General features: G+C 63.2%; 23 protein-coding genes. 9 read left to right on the top strand and 14 right to left on the bottom strand.

Annotated elements, in window-relative coordinates:
* The gene (locus OS914_RS08075) at positions 1–648 is read left to right on the top strand and encodes an amino acid ABC transporter permease (RefSeq protein ID WP_267545546.1); all 648 of its coding nucleotides are present in this window, start codon (positions 1–3) and stop codon (positions 646–648) included.
* On the top strand, positions 645–1,508 hold the full coding sequence (locus OS914_RS08070) for an amino acid ABC transporter permease (protein WP_267545545.1): 864 nt from the start codon (positions 645–647) through the stop codon (positions 1,506–1,508). Before OS914_RS08075 ends, OS914_RS08070 begins: the two co-directional genes overlap by 4 nt.
* Before the next feature lie 142 nt (positions 1,509–1,650).
* Here the strand turns inward: OS914_RS08070 and cspE are convergent, their stop codons facing one another.
* A complete protein-coding gene (cspE, locus tag OS914_RS08065) occupies positions 1,651–1,854 on the bottom strand; it encodes a transcription antiterminator/RNA stability regulator CspE (protein ID WP_196396675.1) in 204 nt (67 codons plus the stop codon).
* A gap of 517 nt (positions 1,855–2,371) precedes the next feature.
* Here cspE and OS914_RS08060 point away from each other — a divergent pair.
* On the top strand, positions 2,372–3,406 hold the full coding sequence (locus OS914_RS08060; protein WP_267545544.1) for a hypothetical protein: 1,035 nt from the start codon (positions 2,372–2,374) through the stop codon (positions 3,404–3,406).
* A gap of 54 nt (positions 3,407–3,460) precedes the next feature.
* Here OS914_RS08060 and OS914_RS08055 read toward each other — a convergent pair whose 3' ends face one another.
* Positions 3,461–4,174, bottom strand: a complete 714-nt coding sequence (locus OS914_RS08055) for a CE1759 family FMN reductase (RefSeq protein ID WP_267545543.1) — start codon at positions 4,172–4,174, stop codon at positions 3,461–3,463.
* 148 nt (positions 4,175–4,322) lie between these two features.
* On the opposite strand from OS914_RS08055, the gene OS914_RS18075 reads away from it, so the two are divergent.
* Positions 4,323–4,487, top strand: a complete 165-nt coding sequence (locus OS914_RS18075) for a hypothetical protein (RefSeq protein ID WP_324290633.1) — start codon at positions 4,323–4,325, stop codon at positions 4,485–4,487.
* A gap of 106 nt (positions 4,488–4,593) precedes the next feature.
* Here OS914_RS18075 and OS914_RS08045 read toward each other — a convergent pair whose 3' ends face one another.
* The 3 genes from OS914_RS08045 to OS914_RS08035 form a co-directional block, all read right to left on the bottom strand.
* Positions 4,594–6,291, bottom strand: coding sequence for a thiamine pyrophosphate-binding protein (locus OS914_RS08045; RefSeq protein WP_267545542.1), 1,698 nt, complete (start codon positions 6,289–6,291; stop codon positions 4,594–4,596).
* Positions 6,288–7,340, bottom strand: coding sequence for an agmatinase (gene speB, locus OS914_RS08040; RefSeq protein ID WP_267545541.1), 1,053 nt, complete (start codon positions 7,338–7,340; stop codon positions 6,288–6,290). Before speB ends, OS914_RS08045 begins: the two co-directional genes overlap by 4 nt.
* Before the next feature lie 202 nt (positions 7,341–7,542).
* The gene (locus OS914_RS08035) at positions 7,543–8,121 is read right to left on the bottom strand and encodes a helix-turn-helix domain-containing protein (protein WP_267545540.1); all 579 of its coding nucleotides are present in this window, start codon (positions 8,119–8,121) and stop codon (positions 7,543–7,545) included.
* 274 nt (positions 8,122–8,395) lie between these two features.
* On the opposite strand from OS914_RS08035, the gene OS914_RS08030 reads away from it, so the two are divergent.
* Positions 8,396–9,487: a VIT1/CCC1 transporter family protein gene (locus tag OS914_RS08030; protein WP_267545539.1), complete on the top strand. Its 1,092-nt coding sequence runs from the start codon at positions 8,396–8,398 to the stop codon at positions 9,485–9,487.
* A 62-nt stretch (positions 9,488–9,549) separates the two neighbouring features.
* Here the strand turns inward: OS914_RS08030 and purU (OS914_RS08025) are convergent, their stop codons facing one another.
* From purU (OS914_RS08025) to glyA, 7 genes are read right to left on the bottom strand one after another with little or no spacing between them, the layout of a single operon-like run.
* Entirely contained in the window at positions 9,550–10,452 is a 903-nt protein-coding gene (gene purU / locus OS914_RS08025; RefSeq protein ID WP_267545538.1) for a formyltetrahydrofolate deformylase, read from the bottom strand.
* 9 nt (positions 10,453–10,461) lie between these two features.
* Positions 10,462–11,835: an L-serine ammonia-lyase gene (locus OS914_RS08020; protein ID WP_267545537.1), complete on the bottom strand. Its 1,374-nt coding sequence runs from the start codon at positions 11,833–11,835 to the stop codon at positions 10,462–10,464.
* The gene (locus tag OS914_RS08015) at positions 11,835–12,512 is read right to left on the bottom strand and encodes a sarcosine oxidase subunit gamma (protein ID WP_267545536.1); all 678 of its coding nucleotides are present in this window, start codon (positions 12,510–12,512) and stop codon (positions 11,835–11,837) included. Before OS914_RS08015 ends, OS914_RS08020 begins: the two co-directional genes overlap by 1 nt.
* Positions 12,496–15,471: a 2Fe-2S iron-sulfur cluster-binding protein gene (locus OS914_RS08010; protein ID WP_420713896.1), complete on the bottom strand. Its 2,976-nt coding sequence runs from the start codon at positions 15,469–15,471 to the stop codon at positions 12,496–12,498. The genes OS914_RS08015 and OS914_RS08010 overlap by 17 nt, the downstream gene beginning before the upstream one ends.
* Positions 15,468–15,788 (bottom strand): sarcosine oxidase subunit delta, encoded by a 321-nt coding sequence (locus OS914_RS08005; protein ID WP_420713895.1) that lies wholly within the window; start codon positions 15,786–15,788, stop codon positions 15,468–15,470. The genes OS914_RS08010 and OS914_RS08005 overlap by 4 nt, the downstream gene beginning before the upstream one ends.
* A gap of 21 nt (positions 15,789–15,809) precedes the next feature.
* Positions 15,810–17,030, bottom strand: coding sequence for a sarcosine oxidase subunit beta family protein (locus tag OS914_RS08000; RefSeq protein WP_267545535.1), 1,221 nt, complete (start codon positions 17,028–17,030; stop codon positions 15,810–15,812).
* Positions 17,027–18,358: a serine hydroxymethyltransferase gene (gene glyA, locus OS914_RS07995; RefSeq protein WP_267545534.1), complete on the bottom strand. Its 1,332-nt coding sequence runs from the start codon at positions 18,356–18,358 to the stop codon at positions 17,027–17,029. The genes OS914_RS08000 and glyA overlap by 4 nt, the downstream gene beginning before the upstream one ends.
* 182 nt (positions 18,359–18,540) lie before the next feature.
* On the opposite strand from glyA, the gene OS914_RS07990 reads away from it, so the two are divergent.
* Positions 18,541–19,194 carry a GntR family transcriptional regulator gene (locus tag OS914_RS07990; RefSeq protein ID WP_267545651.1) on the top strand — a complete coding sequence of 218 codons (654 nt, stop codon included), beginning with the start codon at positions 18,541–18,543 and terminating at the stop codon, positions 19,192–19,194.
* A gap of 92 nt (positions 19,195–19,286) precedes the next feature.
* Positions 19,287–20,108: an IclR family transcriptional regulator gene (locus OS914_RS07985; RefSeq protein ID WP_267545533.1), complete on the top strand. Its 822-nt coding sequence runs from the start codon at positions 19,287–19,289 to the stop codon at positions 20,106–20,108.
* On the opposite strand, the gene OS914_RS07980 is transcribed toward OS914_RS07985, so the two are convergent.
* Together OS914_RS07980 and OS914_RS07975 are read right to left on the bottom strand one after the other, a co-directional pair.
* Positions 20,077–21,219 carry an aromatic ring-hydroxylating oxygenase subunit alpha gene (locus OS914_RS07980; protein ID WP_267545532.1) on the bottom strand — a complete coding sequence of 381 codons (1,143 nt, stop codon included), beginning with the start codon at positions 21,217–21,219 and terminating at the stop codon, positions 20,077–20,079. The two genes, OS914_RS07985 and OS914_RS07980, sit on opposite strands and share 32 nt — an antisense overlap.
* 67 nt (positions 21,220–21,286) lie before the next feature.
* Complete coding sequence (locus OS914_RS07975; RefSeq protein WP_267545531.1) at positions 21,287–22,552, bottom strand: NAD(P)/FAD-dependent oxidoreductase; 1,266 nt, start codon at positions 22,550–22,552, stop codon at positions 21,287–21,289.
* Positions 22,553–22,850: 298 nt separating this feature from the next.
* On the opposite strand from OS914_RS07975, the gene OS914_RS07970 reads away from it, so the two are divergent.
* Together OS914_RS07970 and purU (OS914_RS07965) are read left to right on the top strand one after the other, a co-directional pair.
* The gene (locus tag OS914_RS07970; RefSeq protein WP_267545530.1) at positions 22,851–23,201 is read left to right on the top strand and encodes a bifunctional 3-phenylpropionate/cinnamic acid dioxygenase ferredoxin subunit; all 351 of its coding nucleotides are present in this window, start codon (positions 22,851–22,853) and stop codon (positions 23,199–23,201) included.
* Between the two features lie 75 nt (positions 23,202–23,276).
* Positions 23,277–24,248 (top strand): formyltetrahydrofolate deformylase, encoded by a 972-nt coding sequence (gene purU, locus OS914_RS07965; RefSeq protein WP_267545529.1) that lies wholly within the window; start codon positions 23,277–23,279, stop codon positions 24,246–24,248.
* The last annotated feature ends 8 nt before the right edge of the window (positions 24,249–24,256 follow it).

Here is a 24,256-nt window from a genome sequence, read left to right as displayed (position 1 = left end):
ATGGACATTCTGCTCAGTAAATACCTGGGGACATTCGGCGAGGGGCTGTGGGTAACGGCCCAGTTCACCGTGGCAGGATTCCTCGGCTCCATGATTCTGGGCGTCGTGCTCGCCACCTTCCGGATCAGCCCGGTGGCATACCTGCGCGCCGTTGGGCTGATCTTCGTGGAAATATTCCGTAACGTTCCGCTGGTGTCCCTGCTGATCCTGGTCGTTTACGGGCTGCCGGAAATCGGTATCACCATTGACTACCTTCCGTCGGTCATGATTGCCATGATTCTGGTCGGTGCCTCTTTCGCCTGCGAGGTCTTCCGCACCGGCATTAATGCCATTCCGGCCGGTCAGGTGGAGGCAGGGCGCGCCATTGGGCTGGGCTTCTTCGGGGTCCTCCGGGAGATTGTTTTCCCACAGGCCACCCGAGCCATGGTGCAACCCATCGTGACTTTGTTCATCGGGATCCTGCTCTCATCTTCCTTGGCCGGGGTCGTCGGCGTAATGGACCTGACGGCGCAGGTGAGCTACATCAATAACAGGGAGGCACTTGGCCTGGTGACCTTCCTCGTCGCTGCCGTCATCTACGCCGTCATTGCGCTGGGCGCCGGCGCCATTGGCGCCAGGCTGGAAACAAAGCTGCGGGTCCTGCGATGACCACCGATCAGGTCCTTTTCGATGCTGTGGGGCCCAAAGCGCAGCGCCGGGTTACCCTCCTGACCATCGCCAGCATTCTCCTGACGCTGGGTCTGTTGGCTTTGGCCTATTCGCAGTTTTACCAAAGCGGCCAGCTCGCGCCGTCCAAATGGGCAGAATTTCGGCAGTCGAGCACCTGGTTGTATCTGTTAAAGGCCTTTGGGAACACCGCACTGGCCGCATTGGGAGCCGGCGCCATTGCCCTGCCCATGGGACTGGTTCTCGCGGTGGGGAGGCTGTCCCAGACCAAGCTGGTGCGCTGGCCCTGCACCGCGGTGATCGAGCTGCTCCGCTCGGTCCCCCTGCTGCTGATCATTTACATCTTCGTCTCCGCGCTGCCGCCCTACGGAATCAACCCAGACGTTTTCTGGAAACTGGTGATCCCCATCGGTATCTGCTCGGGCGCAACCATCGCCGAGGTCTTCCGCGCCGGGATACTCGCGCTCCCCAGGGGCCAGACTGAGGCGGCCCTCAGCCTCGGCCTTACCCCGGTGCAGGCCTTCCGCCTGGTGGTTTTTCCACAGGCTGTGAGGATTGTCCTCCCGGCCCTCGTTGCGCAGATCGTGATTCTACTCAAGGACACCACCTTGGGCTATGTGGTCTCCTATGGTGAGCTGCAGCAATCCGGCAAGGTCCTGGTTGCCTCGACAGGTCACCTGGTGCAGACCTATCTGATCATCACCGTGGTCTACATCGGAATGAATATTGTCATTTCCAACGCTGCCTCTGCCATCGACAACAGGATGGCCCGTCGCCGGGCCGGGGTGGCCGACCCTACCCAACAGGACGCCACCGAGCGCCAGCTCAGCACCATCGCCTAGCGCCCGCTTGATCCGCTGAGTGGGTACTTCTGCCCCTTCAGCGGCCCTTTGAAGGGGCAGAAGTACCCACTCAGCGGGGGGGAGGGGTTAAAGAAGAGCAGGGCGGGTGTTACCCGCCCTGCTCTTTCGTGCTTTTAGAAGACTAGACAGACTGGATGTTGGTCGCCTGCGGACCCTTGGGGCCCTGCTCTACTTCGAAGGAAACCTTCTGGTTCTCTTCGAGGGAGCGGTATCCACCGGAGTTGATGGCGGAGTAGTGTGCGAAGACGTCCTGGCTGCCATCATCCGGAGAGATGAAGCCAAAGCCTTTTTCGGAGTTGAACCACTTGACGGTACCTGTTGCCATTTTATTTATTCCTTTAGAAGATGGAGTATCCGCCCGACTTTCGGGCCCCCCGGTTACTTGTTCTTTGCCACTTCTTCGAAAAAAGCATCGGCCCAAAGGCCGTTGCTAGAACTACAAAAATGCGCAACACAACAACAACTAGCATAAGTATACACAATAACCCGGTCCACACCAGCGGATTCGACCCAAAACGACTCGCCCGGTACCCCTTTCCGGCTCTCGTGAAACCCTCTCTGACCGTACCTGCCTGAGAGATCCATCACTGCCGCTGCAAGATATTCGCCAGGTTAGAGCCCGCCGGAAGCACCAGCGGCACCCAGCGAAGGGCCACGGCTCGACGGCGGCGTGGGACATCGAGATCGGTCAGGTGTGGCCCGGTCTCAGTTGGGCAAAAATCATCATTGTCGTTGCCCGGTGGGCGCCTGCTCTGCGGCGCCGGAGTGCCCATTCACGCCCTCATCGTACGCCACGCGGAATTTCCGGCACCGGCGTTGTGGCAGAATCTAGGTGATCCCTCATGGCAAAGTACCCGGCAAAATCGACCCCCAAACCCGGGCAGACGAGGGGCATTCAGCCGCACCAGCTGGCCGGGCTCCGCCGCCGTTCGGTATTGATGGCCCTGGCGGGCGCCGCGGCGGTCACCGCTTTCCGTACCAATATCGCAGCCAATTACCTGATAACTGACAACCTTTCCTTCAAGGTCGTCACGCCGCAAAATCCCGCCAACGCCAATGCGGCCAGCCAATTCCCCGGCGCGGTGTGGTACCTGCTGGGCGGTTTTGAAGTCTCCAACGGTACGGCCCGGCGCAAATTGGAGGCCCTACAACCTGCCATGAACGAGCGGGCTCAGGCATCCTATATCGGCTATTCGAACCGCGGGATTGATGTCGCTCAGCTCTTTATTGCGATCACCAGGGACGCTTACGTGCGCAATATCAATACCGTATATCTATACGGTGACAGCTTTGGCGGGATGGTCGCCGTCGCCCTTGCACCACTGCTGGAGCAAAACGGGCTGCACGTCAAGCTCATTGTGTTCGGTTCCAGCCCGAGCAGCGTCGCGGACGTCAAGGATCCAGGGAAGCAGTACATCTCGCTGGCCGGAGCAGTGGTGCCGTACCTGGGCCTGGTAGGCAGGCTGGCCTGGGGGGTCTGGAGCGGGCTGAGTAATCCCAATGGACAAGACATGTACGCGGCTGCCAAATCAGGAGTCCAAACGTCTTTTGACGGCGAGCAGAACAGCCTGATTCTGAACACCTCCCAAGCGACATTTTTGAAGGCTTTTCCGGCACAATACGACGGCGGCATCCCCGCTTCGACGGGAATCGGTCTACTATATGACCCGCATGATTTTATTGTGAACGCGTCCGCTGCAATCCGCGGTTGGCACCGGCTGCTGCCGGCCAACAACTTCTTCCGCTATGACATTGCCGATACCGGTCATGCGAGTCCGGAAATCCACCCGGACACCTATCAGACGGCGTTACGCGTCCTGCAGGATGTGCTGGCCCCGCTGCCGTCGGTGCCGCGGGCCAGGACCAGATACTTCTAGGCCAACTACTGACAGGACATGAACGCACCAGCCGCATCAGGGGAAAGACCGGCGCTAACGTGGCGAAATTTGCGCCAGCAGCTGCTCAAACGGCAACGACTCGGTCAATTCCGCCGCGCGCCGCGCCCGCTGAACGTTCCGGCTGGACGCGGGGCCAACAGGTTCGTCGCCGTGCGCTGTGACAGTTGAGGCCGGGCTTGTGAAGCCTTCGGCCATCGCGGCGGCGAGTTCCTTGGCCGCCCGGTTCACTCGGACGTCCAGTCCACCCGCGGCCATGTCACCCGCCAGAAGCGGATCCCCGGCGCCCCAGTCATCCGGCGCCGCGTAGACGGCGGTGGGCATGGTCCGGGCACGGAAGTAGCTGAACAACGGACGAATTGCGAAATCCAGCACCAGGGAATGCCGCGTGCTGCCGCCGGTCGCGCCGATGATCACCGGCATCCCTGCCAAGGCTTCTAAATCCAGTAGGTCGAAGAACGATTTAAAGAGGCCGCTGTACGAGGCACTGAACACCGGTGTGACGGCAATCAAACCGTCCGCATCCGTGACCTGCGCGAGCGCGGCAGCCAGCGCGGGCGGGGCGAAGCCGGTGACGAAATTCTGCGCAATATCGACGGCGAGATCACGGAGCTCAACAACGATGATCTCAGCATTTCCAACGAGTTCCGCCAGCTGGCGGGCGGTAGCATGGGACAATTGATCGGCGAGCATCCGGGTCGAGGACGGTACCGATAGCCCGGCAGAGATGACGACCAACTTATGCTGCATTGCATTGCTCCTCACGGTCCCGCAGACCATATACGTTTGCATCTACGAAACTCAACCGGTGGGGTCCCGGTCTTATTCCCCCAGGGCGGTAGCGTCGAAGGGTGTAGTAAGCCAGTATTCCAGTCGCCAAGGGCAGGTGAGGATGGGCATGGCGGAGCGCATCAGTAAGGCGCAGCGCAGTGCGAATATGTCGAGGATCAAGGGGAAGGACACCAAGCCGGAACTGCTGGTCCGCCGCATGCGCCCCAAAGCAACATGGAATTCTGGGCGGACAAGCGCCGCCGCACGGTGGAACGCGATGCCCGCCAGCTAGAGACACTTCGAGCCACTCACTGGCAGGTATTGGTGCTTTGGGAATGCGAGCTGAAGGACGCTTCCGGGCTGGAGTCCCGGCTAATTGCCTTCCTTGAGACCGCTCCTTAGATCCCCAGGTGCGTTGGACCGAACATTTTCAGCAGGGTGTCAACGACGACGACGTTAGGCCCGTCGCCGGCCAAGGCCGCCTTCAGCGCGTCCCCGACATCCTCCGGCGCGACGCGCCGGGCCGGCACACCAAACGATTCCGCCAACTTCACGAAATCCGGCCGGGCCAGTTCAGTGTGCGTGGCCTTGCCAAATGCGTCGACCATGTATTCGCGCAGAATACCGTAGCCGCCGTCGTCGACAATCAACCACGTCACTGGCGCATTGTGCTGCCGGGCCGTGGCCAGCTCGGCAATCGAGTACATCGACGAGCCGTCACCGGACACCGCCAGCACACGATCCCTCTTGCCCTGAAACTGCAGGCCCAGCGCACCGCCAATCGCCGCCGGATAGCCATAGCCCAGTCCCCCGGCCCCCTGCGCGGAGTGGAATTCACCTTCCCGCGCATCCCAGCAGCTCCAGCCCCAGTAGGCCGCGATGGTCATATCCCAAAACGTCTGCATATCATCGGGGACCACCGAACGAATGTCCGCCAGGAAGGTCCGCTCCAACCCCAGATCTTGCTCGTCCAGGCGCGATTTGACCTTGGCCAGCGTCTCCTTCACCAGCTCCTGCGGCGTCTTGCCGTGCCAGTTCGCAGCACTGCCCCCTGCGCTGTCCAGGGCATCATCCAGGGCGCTGTCAAGAGCCCGCAGGGCCTGTCCGGCGTCGGCCCTGATGCCCAGCGCCGGACGGTTGGATTCCAGCACGCGCGGCTCGGCGTCGATCTGGATGATCCGGCCCCGCGGCGTCAGCGTGAAGTAGTTGGACGTGACTTCGCCGAGCGAGGATCCCACCACGATCAGCACGTCAGCGTCCTCGAGGACCTCGGTGACATGGCGGTCCTCCACCCAGGCCTGGAGGGACAGCTCGTGGTTCCAGGGGAAAGCCCCGTTGCCCCCTGGTGAGCAGACCACCGGGGCGTTCAATTTTTCCGCGATGGAGAGCAACCACGGCTCTGCCCTCCCACGGCGTGTGCCGCCGCCCGCCACGATCACGGGACGTTGTGCCACGGAAAGCCAGCTGACAGCCTCTCGAATGAGTTCAACGCGGGGCGGATTATCGAACGGCTCGGCGAGCGCGTCCTCCACTTTCGGCACCATGATCTTATCCAGCAGCACGTTTTGCGGGATTTCCAGCCAAACAGGTCCCTGCGGCGAGGACACCGCCTCCGTCCAGGCATCCTGGATCGCGGAAGGAATCCCGGAGGCATGCTGAATCAGCCGCTGGCTCTTGGTCACGTTCGCGGCGGAGGCCTTCTGGTCATCGAGCTGATGCAGCATCCCCTTGCGTCGCGCGCCCAGGCCCTCCAGCGGGATTTGGCTCGCGACGACGATCATCGGCACACCGGTCGCGTTGGCTTCCTGCAGGCCGGCCAGGGCGGTCAACGCCCCGGGACCGGTGGAAAGGAACAGCACGCCCACCTCCCCAGTGGCCCGCGAATAGCCATCCGCAGCAAAGGCCGCGTTGTTTTCCACTCGGGAGGAGACAAAATGCAGCGGGGAACGACTCAACGCATCAAACAGACCCAACGCGTGCTGGCCGGGAATGCCGAAGACAGTTCTGGCGCCCAGCGCGGCCAACGTCTCAACGACCAGGTCCCCGCCATTGCGCAGCGCCATTGCCGTCGCATGCTCTGCGTTCTGATGCGTCATTTGGCTGCCTGTCCTACTGGTGCTGACGCGCTGTTATTGGTTCCGCGTTGGGCCGTCAGCTTCTCACCGGCGAGCTTGTCACCGGCTAGGTTGTCACTCATCAGGGAAATCAAATCGTACGCGACGTGGCTGGCGGCTACCGCGGTGATTTCCGCATGATCATAAGCCGGCGCCACCTCCACAACGTCGGCGCCGATCAGATCAAGGCCACGCAGCCCGCGCAGTATTTCCAACAGTTCCCGGCTGGTCAGACCCCCCGCTTCCGGCGTCCCGGTCCCCGGCGCATGGGCTGGATCCAGAACGTCGATATCGACCGAGACGTACAGCGGCCGTGTGCCGATCCGGTCGCGGAGTTTATGGATGACCTCATCCAGGCCCTGACGCATTACGTCGGCTGAGGTAAGGATTCCAAAGCCAAACCGCCGGTCGTCCTCGAGATCCTTCTTGCCGTACAACGGTCCGCGGGTCCCGACATGGCTGATTGCGTCGGTGTCCAACAGGCCCTCCTCCACCGCACGGCGAAACGGCGTCCCATGCGTGTACTCCGCGCCGAAATACGTATCCCAGGTGTCCAAATGGGCATCGAAGTGCAGCAGCGCCACCGGCTGCCCCGCCCGCTCGGCGGCCGCGCGCAACAACGGCAAGGCCACGGTGTGGTCACCGCCTAGCGTAACCAGCCTGGCGCCGTCGGACGTCAGATCCAGCGCGTCCTGCTGGATGGTGTCAATAGCCTCGTTGATATTGAAGGGGTTTACGGCCATGTCCCCGGCATCGGCGACCTGAATATTCTCGAAGGGTGAGATGTCCATGGCCGGGTTGTAGGGGCGCAGCAGCCGGGAAGCCTCCCGGACCGCGGTTGCACCGAAGCGCGCACCCGGACGGTAGGAAACGCCCGAGTCGAACGGGATGCCGACGACGGCGACGCTCGCTGCCCCGACCTGATCCAGTCTGGGCAGCCGGGCAAAGGTGGCGGCGCCGGCGTACCGGGGAATACGGGACGAGTCGATGGGCCCGATATTGCCGTTGGCCGCAATGCGCAGTTCTTCCATGGATGCCTCATCTTCGAAACTCGGGGACACACTGCTGTGCCGGAAATAATCGGCAGCGATACCGCCTGCCGTGCACCATGCTACATCGAAAGTTGCCTGATACGCATCGAACGTTACTTCTGAGGCAATTCAGTCCCGCCCCTGCCCAACTGAGTAGCACTTACGGCACCCATATCGCGTTTTGCGTGCAGTTGCCGCTTTATCAGTTGCCGGACGCGGCGGGGGCGAGGACGAAGAGCGCAGTGACCGGCAGGTCTGTGTGATTGACCCAGCTGTGCGGTTCGCGACCGGAAAAAGACAAGGTATCCCCCTCCTCGAGGTCATAGCTGGTACTGGTCATGATCAATGTCAGACTGCCACGGATGATGTGCAGCACGTCAACGTCGCAGTCGACCGCATACAGCTCAGACTCACCGCTGCCGTGCGGTTCAATTTCCGCATGCAGGATCTGCACCCTTCGCTCGGAGCGGGCAGTCAGCAGCCGCTCCACGATTCCTTCCCCGCCGAGCGAAATCCGGGGACCCTCGTCACGCCTGACCAGATGCGTCAGGGGAACGGCAAACAGGTCCCCGATCGAGACGGACAAGACCTGGCACAGTGTCAGCAGAGAAGAGACGCTCGGCGACGTCAAATCCCGTTCCACCCTGCTGAGGAATCCCTTGGTCAGACCCGTCGCCTTGGCAACGTGGTCGATCGTCATCCGCTGGCCTTGCCGCGCGGCGCGGATCCGTGACCCGATGGCCAAGGGGGCGGCACTGGGTTCTACCGGGAGAGCTTTCATGACTGACCTTTAGTGCCTAGGGGTGGACTGTAACGGTTACCAGAGTTTAGCGTGCACGGCAACAGATGTTGCGCGTCGGAAACCTTTTTTAAGCACCTATTCACTAAGGTTCCGTTGCCGGGGCGATCACGTGAGCCTCAGGGACTGGTGAGGTGCTGCCGGGACTTCGGGTCAGGCCGGCGTTGCGGGCCACCTAAACTTTTGGCTCAGGGTAACCGGCCGGAATTCGCCTGCGGGTTTCGCTAAAGTTGGGTGACCCAAGGAGAGATTTGCCGTGCCGGAACGCACCCCTACGCCCCAGGACATCAAACGCTGGCGCCAGTATTTAGCGGACGAACGCGCCGAGTCCACCGTGTACCGCGATCTGGCACGCCGCCGGACGGGCGAGGAGCGAGAGATCCTGCTGGCCCTGGCAGAAGCCGAGGGCCGTCACGAAAAGCACTGGCTGAAGCTCCTCGGCGAGCACGCGGGAGCACCGCGCCGACCATCGCGGAGGAACCGGCTGGTGGGGCTGCTGGCCCGCCGCTTCGGGTCAGTTTTCGTCTTGGCTTTGGCCCAGCGTGCCGAATCGCGCTCTCCTTACGGCACGGATGCTGACGCCACCGCCAATATGGCCGCCGATGAGCAGATCCATGAAGAAGTCGTTCGGGGCTTGGCGACGCGTGGCCGCAATCGGCTCTCCGGCTCGTTCCGCGCCGCCGTCTTCGGCGCCAATGACGGGCTGGTCAGCAACCTCTCCCTGGTGATGGGCATGGCGGCGTCGGGAGTCGGCAGCCCTGTGGTCCTGTTCACCGGGGTGGCCGGCCTGCTGGCGGGGGCGCTGTCCATGGGCGCCGGGGAATTTATCTCCGTGCAGTCCCAGCGTGAGCTTCTCAGCGCATCCCGTCCCACCCAAATCACGCTTTCCGCGGCAGCGTCCTTGGACATCGAGCACAACGAACTTCTTCTGGTCTACCTGGCGCGCGGCATGTCGCGGGAGGCAGCAGAACACCGCGTCGCGGAACGAATGGGACTGGCCGACTGCGATTGTGATCCCAGCCTCTCCCTGCAGCCGGAGACCGTCGCGGAAACAGACGAACATGAAAGCGTCGGCACCGCCTGGAACGCGGCCGTTTCGAGTTTCTGTTTCTTCGCCTCCGGAGCCATCGTGCCGATCCTGCCGTTCCTGTTCGGCATGACCGGCGTTTCTGCGCTTGCGTTGGCCTGCGTACTGGTGGCGTTGGTGCTGATGGGCACCGGCGCCGTCGTCGGTCTGCTCTCCGGGACATCCCCGCTCAGCCGAGGGCTGCGGCAGTTGGCCATCGGTTTAGGTGCCGCTGGCGCGACCTATCTGCTCGGACTGCTCTTCGGCAGCCTCCTGGGATAGGCGGCGCTAAAGGTCAGTCGCCGCGATCGGTTACGCCGCATGCCCGGTTGAACGACTGCCACTTACCGCAAAACCACGGTGCGGTTGCCCTGCAGGATGACGCGTCCCTCGCAGTGCCACTTGACGGCATTGCTCAGCGCCTTGCATTCGGTGTCGCGGCCGGCGGCGACCAGCTCAGCAGGCCCGTAAGTGTGGTCCACCTCGACCACCTGCTGGGCGATGATCGGACCCTCATCCAGCTCGCTGTTGACATAATGCGCCGTCGCACCCACAGTCTTTACACCGCGTGCGTACGCCTGGTGATACGGCTTGGCCCCCTTGAAGCTGGGCAGAAAAGAATGATGGATGTTGATAGCGCGGCCATCGAGCTGGCGGGTCAATGAATCGCTGAGCACCTGCATGTAGCGGGCCAGTACCACCAGTTCCGCCTCGTGCGCATCGATCAGCTCCAGCAACCGGGCTTCCGCCGCCGGCTTGGTCTGAGCCGTCACCGGAACATGGTGGAACGGGATGCCGTGCCACTCCACCAGCCCCTGATGGTCCGTATGGTTGGAGACCACCGCGACAATGTCCACCGGCAGTTCTCCGCTGCGCGCACGGAAGAGCAGGTCATTGAGGCAATGCCCGAATTTGGACACCATGATCAGCACCTTGCGTTTGGCCCCGTGCTCGCGCAGTTGCCAGTCCATCTCCCATTGACGGGCCAGTGGCGCAAAGGCCTCACGCAGCAGCCCTTCGGTGCAGGCATCCCCGACGGAGCTGAAGTGCACGCGCATAAAGAAGTGCCCCTCGGTGCGCTCGCCGAACTGGTGGTTATCGAGAATGTCGCAGCCGTGCTCGAGCAGGAAACCTGAAACGGCGTGGACAATACCGGGCGACTCTGCGCAATCAAGGGTGAGCACGTGTTCCACCCTGCCGGCTTCCTTGCCGTCCCGGGCCGCCCTCTGGTGGTCAATTTCCGTCATGTCCATCGCCTAACACTCGATCACGTTTACGGCGAGGCCGCCGCGGGAGGTTTCCTTATATTTGGTCATCATGTCCGCACCGGTGTCCCGCATGGTCTTAATCGCCTTGTCCAACGAAACCTTTTGGCTGCCGTCACCGTGCAGCGCCAGCCTGGCGGCGTTGATGGCCTTGACACTGGCGATGGCATTGCGCTCGATGCACGGAATCTGCACCAGGCCGCCGACCGGATCGCAGGTCAGGCCGAGGTTATGCTCAATACCGATCTCAGCGGCGTTCTCCGCCTGGACCGGCGTCCCGCCGAGCAGTTCGCACAGAGCGCCGGCCGCCATCGAGCAGGCCGAACCAACCTCGCCTTGGCACCCCACCTCCGCGCCGGAAATGGAGGCGTTGATCTTGAACAGGATTCCGACGGCGGCGGCCGTCAGCAGGAACCGCACCACGCCGTCGTCGTTGGCACCGGGAACGAACTTCATGTAATAGTGCAGAACTGCCGGAATGATGCCCGCGGCACCGTTCGTAGGTGCGGTGACAATGCGGCCTCCCGCGGCGTTTTCTTCGTTGACCGCCAGCGCAAAAAGGTTCACCCATTCCATCGCCCGCAACGGATCCTCAGCATTCTCCGGCGCCTGCAGCGTGCTGAACAGCCCCGGAGCCCGGCGGGTCACCTTCAACCCGCCGGGGAGAATTCCTTCGCTGGCGCAGCCGTTGTCCACGCATTCGCGCATGACCGCCCAGATGTTCAGCAGTTCCGTGCGTAGTTCGGCCTCAGTGCGCCAGGTCAGTTCGTTCGCCAGCATTACGTCGCTGATGGACATATTGTTCCCGGCGCACAGCGCCAGCAGTTGGGCTCCTGTGGTGAAGGGGTAAGGCAGCACTGTGCTGTCCGTGACAATGCGGTCCGCGCCTGCCGCTTCCTCATCCACCACGAACCCGCCGCCCACAGAGTAATACGTCCGCTCGCGCAGCACCTCGCCGTCATGATCCATGGCCCGGAAGGTCATCCCGTTGGGATGGGCCGGCAGTGATTTGCGCCGGTGCAGCAGCACATCCTTGTCAAAATCAAAGTCCACCGCATGGGCGCCGGCCACCAGGAGCCGTGCGTCCAATGCCGCCGCGGCCACCTGGTCATCGGCCGTCGCGGTATCAACGGTTTCGGGGTCCTGTCCCTGCAGCCCCAGCACCACGGCTTTGTCCGAACCGTGGCCGCGGCCGGTGGCGCCCAGGGAACCGAAAAGTTCCGCCTGGACGCGCACCGTCCGCTCCAGTTCCGCACCGGACGCAAGGCCGTCCGCAAACCGTTTGGCCGCCCGCATCGGGCCGACCGTGTGGGAGGAGGAAGGCCCGATGCCAATAGAAAACAGGTCCAGTACGCTCAGCGCCATCAGGGTACCTCGACGGCGGCATACTCGCGCATGCCGTCCAGCAGCCAACGGCCCAGGAAATCGGCGAAGGAAGCCCTCGGGAAGATCCGGAAGGCGGCCTCGTCCACCTTCCACAGGACGGCCGGAATGAGGCCAATCTGAGTATTGACGGCGGTCCCAACCGTGAATTCACGCGGGTGCAGATCCAGCGCACAACTCTTTTCGAGTACGGCGCGGGCGCTGGGTCCGGCGAGTTCGAAGGTGGTCCGGTTAGCTGAGAGATCAACCACCTGGCCCGGGTCACCGGCCAGCGCGTCCAACAGCCCGCCGAGCAGCGAAGCACCAGCTGCACCGCCGCCGAGCGCGTTCGGCCCATCAGCGGCGATGACCAGGAACTCCTGTGGACCCAACCACAACACGCTTACCCCTTGCTCAGTCCCGGGCCCATCCCCAGCGCCGGATCCGGTGACCTGGCCATAACGCTCGGGCAGGCCCCCCATCACGGCGCCAAGCCGGTCCCACACCGCAGAGCCAGGCGCCGCCCGGACGCCAATCATGGTCAGAAACGGCACTTCACGCAAGGTCACACCCTGCTCGCCGCTGACCGACCCTTGGCTGAAGGCATCTGCTAAATGCCCTGCCGGACTGCGGCGCAGTCCCCGAATTACGTCGTTCTCCCGCTCAGCTGTCTGTGCCATCTTTGCGCTTCCCTTCTGGATCAAAAAGTACTGTTTCCGCAACCACGACGTCCACCAAGGTGTCTCCCACCGAGGCCACCATTTCCTCGCCGATCCGGTTGCGTCCGTTCTTGATCAGCGCCAGGCCGAACGACCTGCCCAGCGCCGCACTGTGGTAGCTGGAGGTAACGAAGCCCTGCATTGGAACCGGCCCGTAAGCCGGCGTCATCGGCACCCCCTTCTCCACCAGTTGCGTCCCTTCCGGAAGCCGGATCGACCCGTCCACGGGCAGCACGCTGACCAGGTGCTTGCGGTCCGCTCGAGTTGATTCCGCGCGGGCGTACGAGCGCTTGCCAATGAAGTCCTTGACCTTGGACACCACCCAGTCCATGCCCGCGTCCTGCGGGCTGACCGTGCCGTCGGTATCCTGACCAACAATCGGGAAGCCCTTTTCCGCGCGCAGGACGTGCATCGTCTCCGTCCCGTAGGGCGTGATGTTGAATTCCGCGCCGGCCGCCGTCACCGCCTCCCAGGTATTGAGGCCGTACCAGGCCGGCACATTGATCTCGTACGCCAGCTCCCCGGAGAACGAAATCCGGCAGACCCGTGCAGGCACCCCGGTGGACAGCGTGGTTTCACGGAACGCCATGAACGGGAACGCCTCGGAGTTTTCGGCGGTGCCCAGCTCCAGTTCCGGAGCCAGCTTGGCCAGCACGGCCCGCGATTTAGGCCCGACGACGGCGATGGTCGTCCACTGCTCCGTCACGGAGGTGCAGTACACGTCCAGTTCGGGCCATTCGGTCTGCAGCCACTCCTCCAGCCAGTCCAGAATTTTTGCCGCCCCACCGGTAGTGGTGGTCATGAAGTAGCGGTCCTCGTCGAGGCGAAGGGTCACGCCATCGTCCAGGATCATGCCGTCCGCCATGCACATCACTCCGTAGCGGGCCAGGCCCGGCTTGAGCTTTTTAAAGGCGTTGGTGTAGATGCGGTTCAGGAACTCACCGGCGTCCTTGCCCCGGATCTCGATCTTGCCCAGCGTGGTGGCGTCCATGTAGCCCACGGAATCGCGCGTCGCCGCGCATTCGCGCAGCACCGCGGCGTCCATGTCCTCACCGGCCTGCGGATAGTACCAGGGGCGTTTCCACTGGCCAACGTCTTCAAATTCCGCCCCGTGTGCCACATGCCAAGGATGAACCGACGTGACGCGCGCGGGGTCAAATAGCTCCCCGCGCTGCCGGCCGGCGAGCGCCGCGAACGCGACCGGGGTAAACGGGGCCCGGTACGTAGTGGTCCCGATCTCGCCAATACCAGCAGCCGCGCCGCTGCCCAGGCCCAGGGCTGCCGCGATGACGCCGATGGCGTTGACGCCGGAGGTTTTGCCCTGATCGTTGGCGGTGCTGATGGAGGTGTAGCGCTTAATGTGTTCCACGGAGCGCATGCCCGCGCCAGTGGAGCGCAGCACGTCGGCGACGGTCTGGTCCCGCTGAAGGTCAACGAAATGGTGGTGCCAGTCCGACGGCGTACCCTGCAGTCCGCCGACCAGCCAGAGCGCGCGGGTGGTGCCCTGCGCAACGGCCGGTTGCGCAGGCCGGGCGGAGGCCGCGGTTGCGGCATCGACAGCGGCACGGGTGGCGAATCCGGCGGCGACGGCAGCCACCGCACCTGCAGTGATTCCTTCCGCGACGCAGTCCGCCAGGACGTAGCTTCCGCGGCCGGCGCCCACCACCTGCTGGTTCGCCACTACGGACGAGGGCACAAAGCCAACGAGCTCATCGTCCCAGCGCAGCTTGCCCTGCCGCTGGCTGTGCAAGTGCACCACCGGCGACCAGCCACCGGACACCGCCAGCACATCGGCGCCGATCCGCTCTGCCTCCCCGATCGGCGTGCCGTCCTGGTCGATCGCACTGACAGTGACGCCGCTGAGCCGGCCGCTGCCGTCGCCCTCCGTATTGACCACGGCCGCAGAACTGATGATGCGCACTTTCGCGCTGTTGGCGATCTCCAGAGCCCGTGCGGAAGGTTCCGGCCGGGCATCCACGACCGCTGCCACGGCAATCCCTGCTGCGTGCAGGTCGGCCACCAGATCGTAGGCGGAATCGTTGGTCGTGGAGACCACGACCTGCGAACCTGCCGCGACGGCGTAGCGGTTCAGATAGCTGCGCACGGCGGAGGCGAGCATAATGCCCGGGCGGTCATTGTTTTCGAACACGAGCGGACGCTCATGGGCCCCTGTTGCCAGGATGACCTGACGGGCACGAATGTGCCAGATGCGCTGCCGGGACACGCCGTCGGCGGCCGGTGTGCTCAGGTGGTCGGTGCGGTTCTGCACCGCCAGCACGTAGTTACTGTCATAGGATCCAAAGGCCGTCGTGCGGTTGAGCACGGTGCACTCCGGGGCGGAAATCAGTTCGGTTTCCACATCCTGGACCCAGCCCATGGCCGGCTCACCCTGCACCGTCTCGGCGCGGCCGGACAGCAGGCTGCCGCCCGCCTCGGCCTGGTCATCGAGCAAAATCACCCGCGCTCCCGTGCGCACAGCCTCCCGTGCCGCCGCCAGACCCGCGGGGCCGGCCCCGACAACAAGCACGTCGGCGTGCACGTATTTTTTATCGTAGAGCGCCTCGTCCTCGGCCGGATCAAGCTGCCCGCGGCCCTGCAGGTATTGGGCCTTCAGACCATCCACCAAGGACACGATTGTGGCCGGAAGCATGGATTCAGCGGCGTGGCCCGGAAAGCGGCCGGAGACCTTGACCAGTGCATTGGCCTCCTCCACGCCGGCGGACATGATGCCGCGGGGCCGGTCCTCATAGAGGGAGTTGCCGGCCGAAAGCTGCCCGTTGGCAATCAGCGCTGAGGCCAAGGTGTCCCCGGGATGTCCGGTGAACTCGGTACCGTCAACGGTGAAGCGCCAGGTGATGCTGCGGTCGACACGGCCGCCGTGGCCGATCCGGAAAGGCTGGCGGGGGGTCTGGGTAGTCATGACTGCTGTCCTTTCTGCTGGGTCTGCGCGGCCGTGGCCGGCGGCTGATCGGGGCGGCTGCCACCCATCGGGTAGACGGCCTTAATTTCGTAGCTGACGGTGTCCCGCAGCATGTTGAACCACTGCCGGCAGCCGGTGCTGTGGACCCAGCGCTCGGCAAAGTCGCCGCGGGTGTTGTCACGGTAGAACAAGAACTCAGACCATTCCTTATCGGTCAGCGCATCCGCGTCCTTTGGATAGGGCACGTGCGCCTGGCCGCCATAATGGAACTCGGTCTCGTCCCGCGGCCCGCAGTTGGGGCATGAAAACAGCAACATTCTTCTGGCTCCTTACTTCCTCTAGTGGGCCACGGCGGCGGCGCCGTGTTCGTCGATCAGGGCGCCGGTCTCGAAACGTTCGAGCGAAAACGGCTTATTCAAAGCATGCGGAGCGCCGGTGGCGATGGTGTGCGCAAAAGTCAGTCCAGCCCCAGGTGTTCCTTTGAATCCGCCGGTCCCCCAACCACAGTTGACGTACATGTTCTCCACCGGGGAAAGACCGACAATGGGCGAGGCATCCAAGGTGGTGTCGACGATGCCGCCCCAGGTGCGCAGTACGTGTGCACGGGCAAAAATCGGGAACAGCTCGACGGCGGCAGCCATCTGTTCCTCGATCACGTGGAAGGAACCGCGCTGGCCGTAACCGTTGTACGAATCCACCCCGGCCCCCATCACCAGCTCCCCCTTATGCGCCTGGGAAACATAGACATGGACATGGTTGGACATGACCACCGTGGGATGGACCTGCTCATGAAGTTCCGAGACCAGCGCCTGCAGAGGGTGCGATTGGATCGGCAGCCGGAAGCCCGCCATTTCCGCCAGCACCGAGCTGTGCCCAGCCGCGCACAGCCCGACTTTTTCGGTGTTGATCGTGCCGCGGTTGGTCTTCACGCCGACCACCTTGTTGCCATCTTTAAGGAAGCCGGTAACCTCGCAGTTCTGGATGATATCGACCCCCATTTCGTCGCACTTGCGGGCAAACGCCCAGGCCACGTGGTCGTGCTTGGCGATGCCCGCCCTCGGCTGGTAGGTCGCCCCCATAACCGGGTAGCGGATGTTGTCGCTGATGTTCAGGATCGGACACAGTTCCTTGACCTGCTGCGGGTCCAGCCATTCCGCGTCGACGCCGTTAAGCTTATTGGCCCCGACCCGGCGCATGCTTTCGCGCACATCACCGAGAGTATGGGCCAGGTTCATCACACCGCGCTGGCTAAAGAGGAAGTCGTAGTCCAGCTCCTCCGGCAGGATTTCCCACAGTTTCAGCGAGTGCTCGTAGATCGCGGCGCTTTCATCCCACAGATAATTCGACCTGATGATCGTGGTGTTGCGGGCCATGTTCCCGCCGGCCAGCCAGCCCTTTTCCAGCACGGCGATATTCGTCATGCCGTGGTTTTTGGCCAGAAAGTACGCGGTGGCCAGGCCATGGCCGCCACCGCCGACGATGACGGCGTCATAGGACTTTTTGGGGTCCGGGTTGCGCCAGAGGAACTCCGGGTGTTCGGGGAGATGTTCAGTTGTCATGCTCCGGCTCCGATCAGATCTGCTGTGGATTCAGCGGCGGAGGAGGCACCGCCGTTTTGAAGATGGGGGTAAAGCGGGTGCTTCTCAGCGAGTGCGCCAACTCGGGCGCTCAGGGCGGCTTCGTCGTCGGCACCGAAGTCCGGCCGCAGCGCCGCGGCAATGATGTCCGCCACCTCGGTGAAGTCTGCAGCGCCGAACCCGCGGGTTGCCAGTGCGGGGGTGCCGATCCGCAGCCCGGAGGAAATCATCGGCGGCCGCGGGTCGAAGGGGACGGCGTTGCGGTTGACCGTGATGCCAATCCGATGCAGGCGGTCTTCACCCTGCTGCCCGTCCAGCTCGGAGTGCCGCAGATCCACCAGGACCAAATGGACATCCGTGCCTCCGGTGACCACGGAGATCCCGGCGGCCGCGACGTCGTCGGCCAGTAAACGCTCGGCCAGAATCGCAGCGCCTTCCAGCGTGCGCCGCTGGCGGTCCGCGAATTCCGCGCCCGCAGCGATCTTGAAGGCCACCGCTTTGGCTGCAATTACATGTTCCAGGGGTCCGCCCTGCTGACCGGGGAAAACGGCGCTGTTGATCTTCTTGGCCAGTGCCTGCTTACTGAGGATCACGCCTCCCCGGGGGCCCCCCAGGGTTTTGTGCGTCGTCGTGGTGACTACGTCAGCGTAGGGCACCGGATTCGGGTGCAGACCCGCGGCCACCAGTCCGGCGAAATGTGCCATGTCCACCATCAGGTAGGCGCCGACCAGATCGGCAATCCTGCGGAATTCGGCAAAATCCAGCTGGCGGGAGTAGGCGGACCAGCCGGCCACAATCAGCTGCGGACGGTGCTCGAGCGCCAGGGCCTCCACCTCCGCCATGTCCACCAACAGGTCCGTCTTGCGCACGTGGTACGGAACCACGTTGTAGAGCTTTCCGGAGAAATTGAGCCGCATCCCATGCGTGAGGTGGCCGCCGTGGGCCAGATCCAGGCCCATGATAGTGTCCCCCGGAGTCAGCAGCGCGGACATCGCCGCCGCATTGGCCTGCGCGCCGGAATGCGGCTGGACATTCGCCGCCTCCGCACCAAAGAGGGACTTGACCCGATCAATAGCCAGCTGCTCGATGACGTCCACGTGCTCGCAGCCGCCGTAGTAGCGCTTGCCGGGGTACCCTTCGGCGTACTTGTTCGTCAGGACCGATCCCTGCGCGGCCATAACCGACGCCGGAGCGAAATTTTCGGAGGCAATCATTTCCAGCGTGGACTCCTGGCGGAGCAGCTCGAGGGAAATGGCCCGGTCGACCTCGGCATCAACTTCGGGCAATGGATCGGTGAGCAGGTCTGCCATCGGTTTCTCCTTGAGATAAAGCCATGGGGTGAAATATTAGATTCGCGGTTACTGATATATCAGTGTGGGTTCAATGCTATGATCAACATCACAGATAGTCAAGAGCGCCGACCCGAAACCTTTCTGGACGTCAACGCGAACCCACAGCACAGTCAGGAGCGCCCGTGAACGCCTTACCGGAAATGCCTCCAGCCGAAGACGAAGAACTCTCCTTGGCAGAATCCGCCTACCGGAGGATCCGGGACAAACTCATCATGCTGGAGGTCAGACCGGGCGAACCGCTCAATGACGGGCAACTGGCCACGGAACTCCAGGTGGGCCGCACGCCCGTCCGCGAGGCGCTGAAAAAACTGGAAATCGACCACCTCGTGGTCTCCTACCCGCGACGCGGAACGTTTGCGACCGTCGTGGATATCACCGAACTCGCCGACGTCTCCGAAATCCGGCAGCTGCTCGAGCCCCTCGCAGCCCGCCGCGCCGCACTGCGCGCCACCCCGGCGCTGCGTGCCGAATTGCGCGCCGTGGCTGCGACCATCGGCACCTTGCACACCCAACCGCCGGATCAGCGTGAGCTGATGCGGTACGACCTCACGGTGCACCGGCTGATCTACAAGGCGGCCGCCAACCCGCACCTGGAGGACGCCCTGATCAGATACGACAATTTGGCCACCCGCATCTGGTGCCTGGTACTGGACAAGGTGCCCTCGGTCGGCGCTCACATCACCGAACACGTCCGGCTGCTGGAATCCATAGCCGACGGCGACGCCGCCTTGGCCGCCGAACTGGCGCTGGAGCACGTGACAAGTTTTGAAAAGACCATCCGCAGCGTTCTCTAGGCCCAGCCAAGCGACGGCCTGGAGGATCACCTACAGCGTCTTCGGCTGACCGGAATGTGTTATCCCGGCACCACTTCTGGGAGCATGATCCTATGGTTGTCGACAGATCCCCCGCTGCAGTACCCGAAGGCGTGACCGATCCGGACGGTTCCTCCCGGGGCGGGGTGCAGTCCGTGGACCGGGCCATCACCGTTCTGGAAATCCTGGCACGCACCGGCGGCGCCGGCGTCAGTGAAATCGCGGAAGAAATGGGGGTGCACAAATCGACGGCCTCCCGTCTGCTGAGCGCCCTGGACGCGAGGGACATGGCGCAGCAGGACCATGAACGCGGTAAATATCAACTGGGCTTCGGCATCCTTCGCCTGGCCAGCTCCATCCCCGGACGCCTAAACGTGGGCGCCGAAGCCCGCCCCTTCCTGCACGCGCTGGCCGAAAAATTCCAGGAAACTGTAAATCTGGCCGTGCTGCGTTCGAATTTTGCCGTCAATGTGGATCAGGCCATGGGCCCGTCCACGCTGGCCACGTCCGACTGGGTGGGCAGCCTGACGCCGGTGCACGCGACCTCCAGCGGAAAGATGCTGCTGGCCTGCCTGGACACGGCCGAACGTGGACGCATCCTGAAGGAAACCGGGCTCCCTGCCCTGACGGCCTGTACTGTCACGTCCCGTCCGGCGTTGGAAAAGGAGCTCATAGCGGCTGCCGCGGACGGGTACGCCACCGCGTATTCCGAGCTGGAGATCGGACTGAACGCCGTCGCCGTGCCGGTGCGGGACCACCGCGGCATCGCCATCGCCGCAGTGAGTATCTCCGGACCAGCATTCCGGTTTGACCCCAAAAAAGCCCCCGGTCTCCTTGCTGAGCTCAAGGAGACCGGGCAGTTGATCAGCGAGAAGATGGGACATCCTCGCCGCTGATCCTGCTGGTGACCCAGTCGTGGAAAGCGGCGATGTGATGTTCGCTCGGTACCAGAACACCGCCTTTGGCATAGATGCGCGATCCCATGGACGGCTGGCAGCGCTCGCAGGCGTCAAAGTCCTGCCGGTTGACCCGGTCGAACAGCTCGACGGAAGCGGTGAGGTCTTTGCCGCTTTCCACCACGCTGGGCAGGTACAGCCAGTCACACTCGACAATTGTGTGATCGGCAGCCAACGGGAACATTCGGTGGATGATGACATGATCCGGCACCAGGTTAACAAAAACCGTGGGCTTGATCGTGATGGCGTAATAGCGGCGGTCCTGGTCGTCGTCGATCCCGGTAATCCGCTCCAGGCCTTCGGAACCGTCCACGGTAAAGCCCTTGATGTCTGCACCGAACTCCGCGCCGTGCCCGACAAAGTACTGCGCCGCGAGTCCGTCGGCGAACTCGGGCAGGACTTCGGTCAGCTCGGGGTGGATGGTGGCACAGTGGTAGCACTCCATAAAGTTCTCTATGATGAGCTTCCAGTTGGCCTTTACGTCATAACGGATCCGCCGGCCCAGGCTCAGATGGGCAATGTCATACCCTTCGATCGCTTTCAAATCACCGAGGCGTTCCTCGATGGCGCCCATGACGTCATGTTCGAAGGACGGCGGTTCGTCCGCGAGGCAGACCCAGACATACCCCATGAATTCCCGCACCGCGATCTTCGCCAACCCGTACTCCTGGCGGTTGATGTCCGGCATCTTTGTCAGGTTCGGCGCGGCAATGAGCTTGCCCTCGAAGTCGTACGTCCAGGCGTGGTAGGGGCATTGGAAGGACCGGCCTGCAACACCTGTTTCCTCCATGCACAGCTTCACGCCGCGGTGCCGGCAGATATTAAAAAATGCACGCACCTCGCCCTTGCGGGTGCGGTTGATAAGCACGCTTTCGCGGCCGACCTGCACCGTCTTGTAGGATCCCGGTTTGGCCAGGTCAGCGGACAGCACGGCGCAAAACCACATCTTCTCAAAGATCTGTTCCTGCTCCGCACGGAAGATGTCCTCGTCCACGTAGGTGCGTCCCGGCAGGGTGGGGATCAGGGATGGAGAAATTACTTCGGAGGTCATTCTTTTACTCCTCAACAGCGGTGGTGGACAAAAGCGGTGGCGGGAGGGCAACAGCCGTGCCGGACGGCTAGCAGACCGGGCTCAGCGACGTCGCGTCGGTTTCCTTACCGGGCAGCACGCGTTTTTTCGGGGTAGCACCGGTGAGGGCCTTGCGCCATCTGGTAAATAGGCGGGGCTGATTCACGCCCAAAATGGCGACCGCCTTCCCGGCACGGTAATAGACAGCCAGGAAATTATGTTCGGCGGGGTCACCGGCTTCAATTTCCACGCTGTCGGCGTCGCTCGCGCTGCCGGTGAACTGGAGCCTCGCACCGTATTGATCAGACCAGAAGTACGGCAGATCCAGCGCGCCGGACCCAGTGGCCGGCGGTGCACCATGAGCCGTCGCGGCATCAGCCAGCAGGGCAGCCACGGCGCGGCCGGGCCGCTCCATGGCTCCGGTCCAATGTTCGTCCCGCACGTAAGCTCCCGATCGGTCGTCAAACCAGGCGGAGCAGTCGCCCACGGCAAAGACGCCGCGGACACCGGTCCGGCCGGCCGCATCGCACCGGATCCCGTCAGTCAGATCCAGCCCGGAACCTGTGAGCCAATCGGTATTCGGCATCGAGCCCAAGCCAAGGACAACGACGTCGGCCCGGACCGTGCGTCCGTCGGCCAGCCGAACGGCGCTGGCCGTCCTGGCCTTCCCGGCCATTGCGTCTTCGCAAACAAAAGATGCAACCCGGGCGCTGCCGATCAGTCTGACACCATTGTCCTCGTGCAGCCGGCCGATCAAGGCGCCCATTTGTAGGCCGAGCGGACTGCTGAGTGGGAACGCCCCGGACCCGATCAAGGTCACCTCCATCCCGATGCCTCTGGCCGTCGCGGCGACCTCGGCTCCGACGAAGCCGGCACCGACCACCACAAGGCGGCGGCCCGGGGCAAGCTGCTTCTCCAGACGCTCAGCATCTTCAAGGGTCCGCAGGGTGTGGACGTTCCCGAGTCCCACCGCAGCCGGCAGCATCCGCGCCCGGGCGCCGGTGGCAATAATGGCCGAGTCATAGGCAACCGTGCGGCCGTCACGGCAGGAGATGACGCGTCGCCGCGTATCCAGCCCGGTTGCGGCGACACCAAGGAACCATTCTGCTTCCAGCGCCTCATCGTCCGATTCCAGCGCGAGGTCCACGGCAGTGATCCGTCCGGTGAGAAAGTTCTTGGACAGCGGCGGCCTGTCATAAGGCCGCCGCCCTTCGTCCCCGATGATCACCAGGCGGCCGCGGTATCCCTGCGCTCTGAGGGCCCGAGTGGCCGAGATGCCCGCCAGCGAGGCTCCCACAACAGCGATAGTGGTCATGCGCTTTCCCTCCTCAGGGAACAAAAACGTGACTCAGGGATAATCCTCGAAGCTACGATTATTGCGTCTTGCGCAACGAAGATCGTCATGTGGAACAGAATGGGCGCTGAAATATGGGTTGTCAAGGGGTCGCTCCGGATGCCCCGACCCCTTGACAAGCGATGTGAGATGAATCACGATGTTCCGTAATGCGAGTTACGTTGCAGAGTGCGAAACGACAGACCTCGGCGAAACGACCTGCGGGGATGCGGTTTGCACGGATAGCTCAAAGAATTATTGAGGAAGCAGAGGTTCGCCCATGCATGCAGCATGTCCACTCAGCGCTCTTGGCCCCGGCGATGCCCTGCGGCTGGAGACGACCCCACCCATTGCCGTCTTCCACACGGAGGATGGAGAACTTTTTGCCATCGATGACACGTGCACGCATCAGGATGCCTCCCTGGCGGACGGCTGGGTGGAAGGCTGCGAGGTCGAGTGTCCGCTGCACGCGTCCCGCTTCAATCTGCGTACCGGTGCCGCAGACGCTCCTCCGGCCAAGTTGCCTGTCCGTGTTCATGCCGTGTCGGTGATAGACGGGACCATCATGGTCGCCGAGTCCGGTGAGGTGCCAAACCTGCCGCCGGGATTGAGCCTCCACGGCCACGCTTGATGCCACCGCACCCACCCACACGCAACGCTTTGCCCGTCCGGAACGTCTGTTGAGAACGTAATTTGGGAGTTGATCATGACAAGAGCGCAGGTCCTGATGCAGGAAGCACCGGCAGAGTTCGGGGCAGCCGTCGGCTCCCCGACCAGTTCCGCAATCCACGTCCTGACCCTGAGCTGCCCGGAGCGGCCGGGCATCGTTCATGCCGTGACGAGTTTCCTGGCTGAGGGTGGTTTCGACATCGTCGAACACCAGCAGCTGGATGATCATGTCTCCGGCACTCTGTTCCTGCGCACAGCCTTCCGTTATGAGGCGCTGCACGGGGACAAAGCCGAGCCGGGACCGCCCGCCGTGGGGATGGCGGCCCCGGCCCTGACCGCGTCGGATCTCACCCAACGCTTCGCAGCGACCGCGGAAAAATTCTCCATGACGTATCAGATCAGCGACGGGCGCAGGGAGCGGCTGCTGGTCATGGTCTCCAAATTTGGGCACTGCCTCAATGACCTCATCTACCGGTGGCGCTCCGGCTGTCTGAGTGCGGACATTGTGGCGGTCGTTTCCAACCATGAGGATCTCCGCCCGATGGCCGAGGCCGCAGGGCTGCCCTTCATCCATATTCCCGTCACGGCAGAGACGAAGTCCGCCGCGGAGCACCGGCTGCTGGAAGTCATTGCGGATTACCGGATCGATCTGGTGGTTCTGGCGCGTTACATGCAGGTCCTCTCGGACAGGCTCTGCGGGGAGCTGGCTGGCCGGGCGATCAACATCCACCACTCCTTCCTGCCGGGATTTAAAGGGGCTAAACCGTACCATCAGGCCTACGAACGGGGGGTGAAGCTGGTGGGCGCGACCGCGCACTATGTCACCGCGGACCTTGACGAGGGCCCGATCATCGAGCAGGAAGTTATCCGGGTGGACCACTGCCTGGATCCGGAATCGATGGTCGCCGTCGGCCGCGACGCCGAAGCCCTCGCACTTTCCCGCGCGGTGGAATGGCACTCCTCGCGCCGCGTGCTGCTCAACAAAACCCGCACCGTCGTCTTCCAATAGCCGGCCGC

Source organism: Arthrobacter endolithicus (assembly GCF_026627425.1).
Classification (GTDB): domain Bacteria; phylum Actinomycetota; class Actinomycetes; order Actinomycetales; family Micrococcaceae; genus Arthrobacter_M.
This window is presented reverse-complemented; position numbering and strand designations above follow the sequence as displayed.

What these genes read in the sequence shown, in the direction of transcription:
- OS914_RS08075 (WP_267545546.1), top strand. Translation starts at nt 1, where the DNA reads ATGGACATTCTGCTCAGTAAATACCTGGGGACATTCGGCGAGGGGCTG.
- OS914_RS08070 (WP_267545545.1), top strand. Translation starts at nt 645, where the DNA reads ATGACCACCGATCAGGTCCTTTTCGATGCTGTGGGGCCCAAAGCGCAG.
- cspE (WP_196396675.1), bottom strand. Translation starts at nt 1,854, where the DNA reads ATGGCAACAGGTACCGTCAAGTGGTTCAACTCCGAAAAAGGCTTTGGC.
- OS914_RS08060 (WP_267545544.1), top strand. Translation starts at nt 2,372, where the DNA reads ATGGCAAAGTACCCGGCAAAATCGACCCCCAAACCCGGGCAGACGAGG.
- OS914_RS08055 (WP_267545543.1), bottom strand. Translation starts at nt 4,174, where the DNA reads ATGCAGCATAAGTTGGTCGTCATCTCTGCCGGGCTATCGGTACCGTCC.
- OS914_RS18075 (WP_324290633.1), top strand. Translation starts at nt 4,323, where the DNA reads ATGGCGGAGCGCATCAGTAAGGCGCAGCGCAGTGCGAATATGTCGAGG.
- OS914_RS08045 (WP_267545542.1), bottom strand. Translation starts at nt 6,291, where the DNA reads ATGACGCATCAGAACGCAGAGCATGCGACGGCAATGGCGCTGCGCAAT.
- speB (WP_267545541.1), bottom strand. Translation starts at nt 7,340, where the DNA reads ATGGAAGAACTGCGCATTGCGGCCAACGGCAATATCGGGCCCATCGAC.
- OS914_RS08035 (WP_267545540.1), bottom strand. Translation starts at nt 8,121, where the DNA reads ATGAAAGCTCTCCCGGTAGAACCCAGTGCCGCCCCCTTGGCCATCGGG.
- purU (WP_267545538.1), bottom strand. Translation starts at nt 10,452, where the DNA reads ATGACGGAAATTGACCACCAGAGGGCGGCCCGGGACGGCAAGGAAGCC.
- OS914_RS08020 (WP_267545537.1), bottom strand. Translation starts at nt 11,835, where the DNA reads ATGGCGCTGAGCGTACTGGACCTGTTTTCTATTGGCATCGGGCCTTCC.
- OS914_RS08015 (WP_267545536.1), bottom strand. Translation starts at nt 12,512, where the DNA reads ATGGCACAGACAGCTGAGCGGGAGAACGACGTAATTCGGGGACTGCGC.
- OS914_RS08010 (WP_420713896.1), bottom strand. Translation starts at nt 15,471, where the DNA reads ATGACTACCCAGACCCCCCGCCAGCCTTTCCGGATCGGCCACGGCGGC.
- OS914_RS08005 (WP_420713895.1), bottom strand. Translation starts at nt 15,788, where the DNA reads ATGTTGCTGTTTTCATGCCCCAACTGCGGGCCGCGGGACGAGACCGAG.
- OS914_RS08000 (WP_267545535.1), bottom strand. Translation starts at nt 17,030, where the DNA reads ATGACAACTGAACATCTCCCCGAACACCCGGAGTTCCTCTGGCGCAAC.
- glyA (WP_267545534.1), bottom strand. Translation starts at nt 18,358, where the DNA reads ATGGCAGACCTGCTCACCGATCCATTGCCCGAAGTTGATGCCGAGGTC.
- OS914_RS07990 (WP_267545651.1), top strand. Translation starts at nt 18,541, where the DNA reads ATGCCTCCAGCCGAAGACGAAGAACTCTCCTTGGCAGAATCCGCCTAC.
- OS914_RS07985 (WP_267545533.1), top strand. Translation starts at nt 19,287, where the DNA reads ATGGTTGTCGACAGATCCCCCGCTGCAGTACCCGAAGGCGTGACCGAT.
- OS914_RS07980 (WP_267545532.1), bottom strand. Translation starts at nt 21,219, where the DNA reads ATGACCTCCGAAGTAATTTCTCCATCCCTGATCCCCACCCTGCCGGGA.
- OS914_RS07975 (WP_267545531.1), bottom strand. Translation starts at nt 22,552, where the DNA reads ATGACCACTATCGCTGTTGTGGGAGCCTCGCTGGCGGGCATCTCGGCC.
- OS914_RS07970 (WP_267545530.1), top strand. Translation starts at nt 22,851, where the DNA reads ATGCATGCAGCATGTCCACTCAGCGCTCTTGGCCCCGGCGATGCCCTG.
- purU (WP_267545529.1), top strand. Translation starts at nt 23,277, where the DNA reads ATGACAAGAGCGCAGGTCCTGATGCAGGAAGCACCGGCAGAGTTCGGG.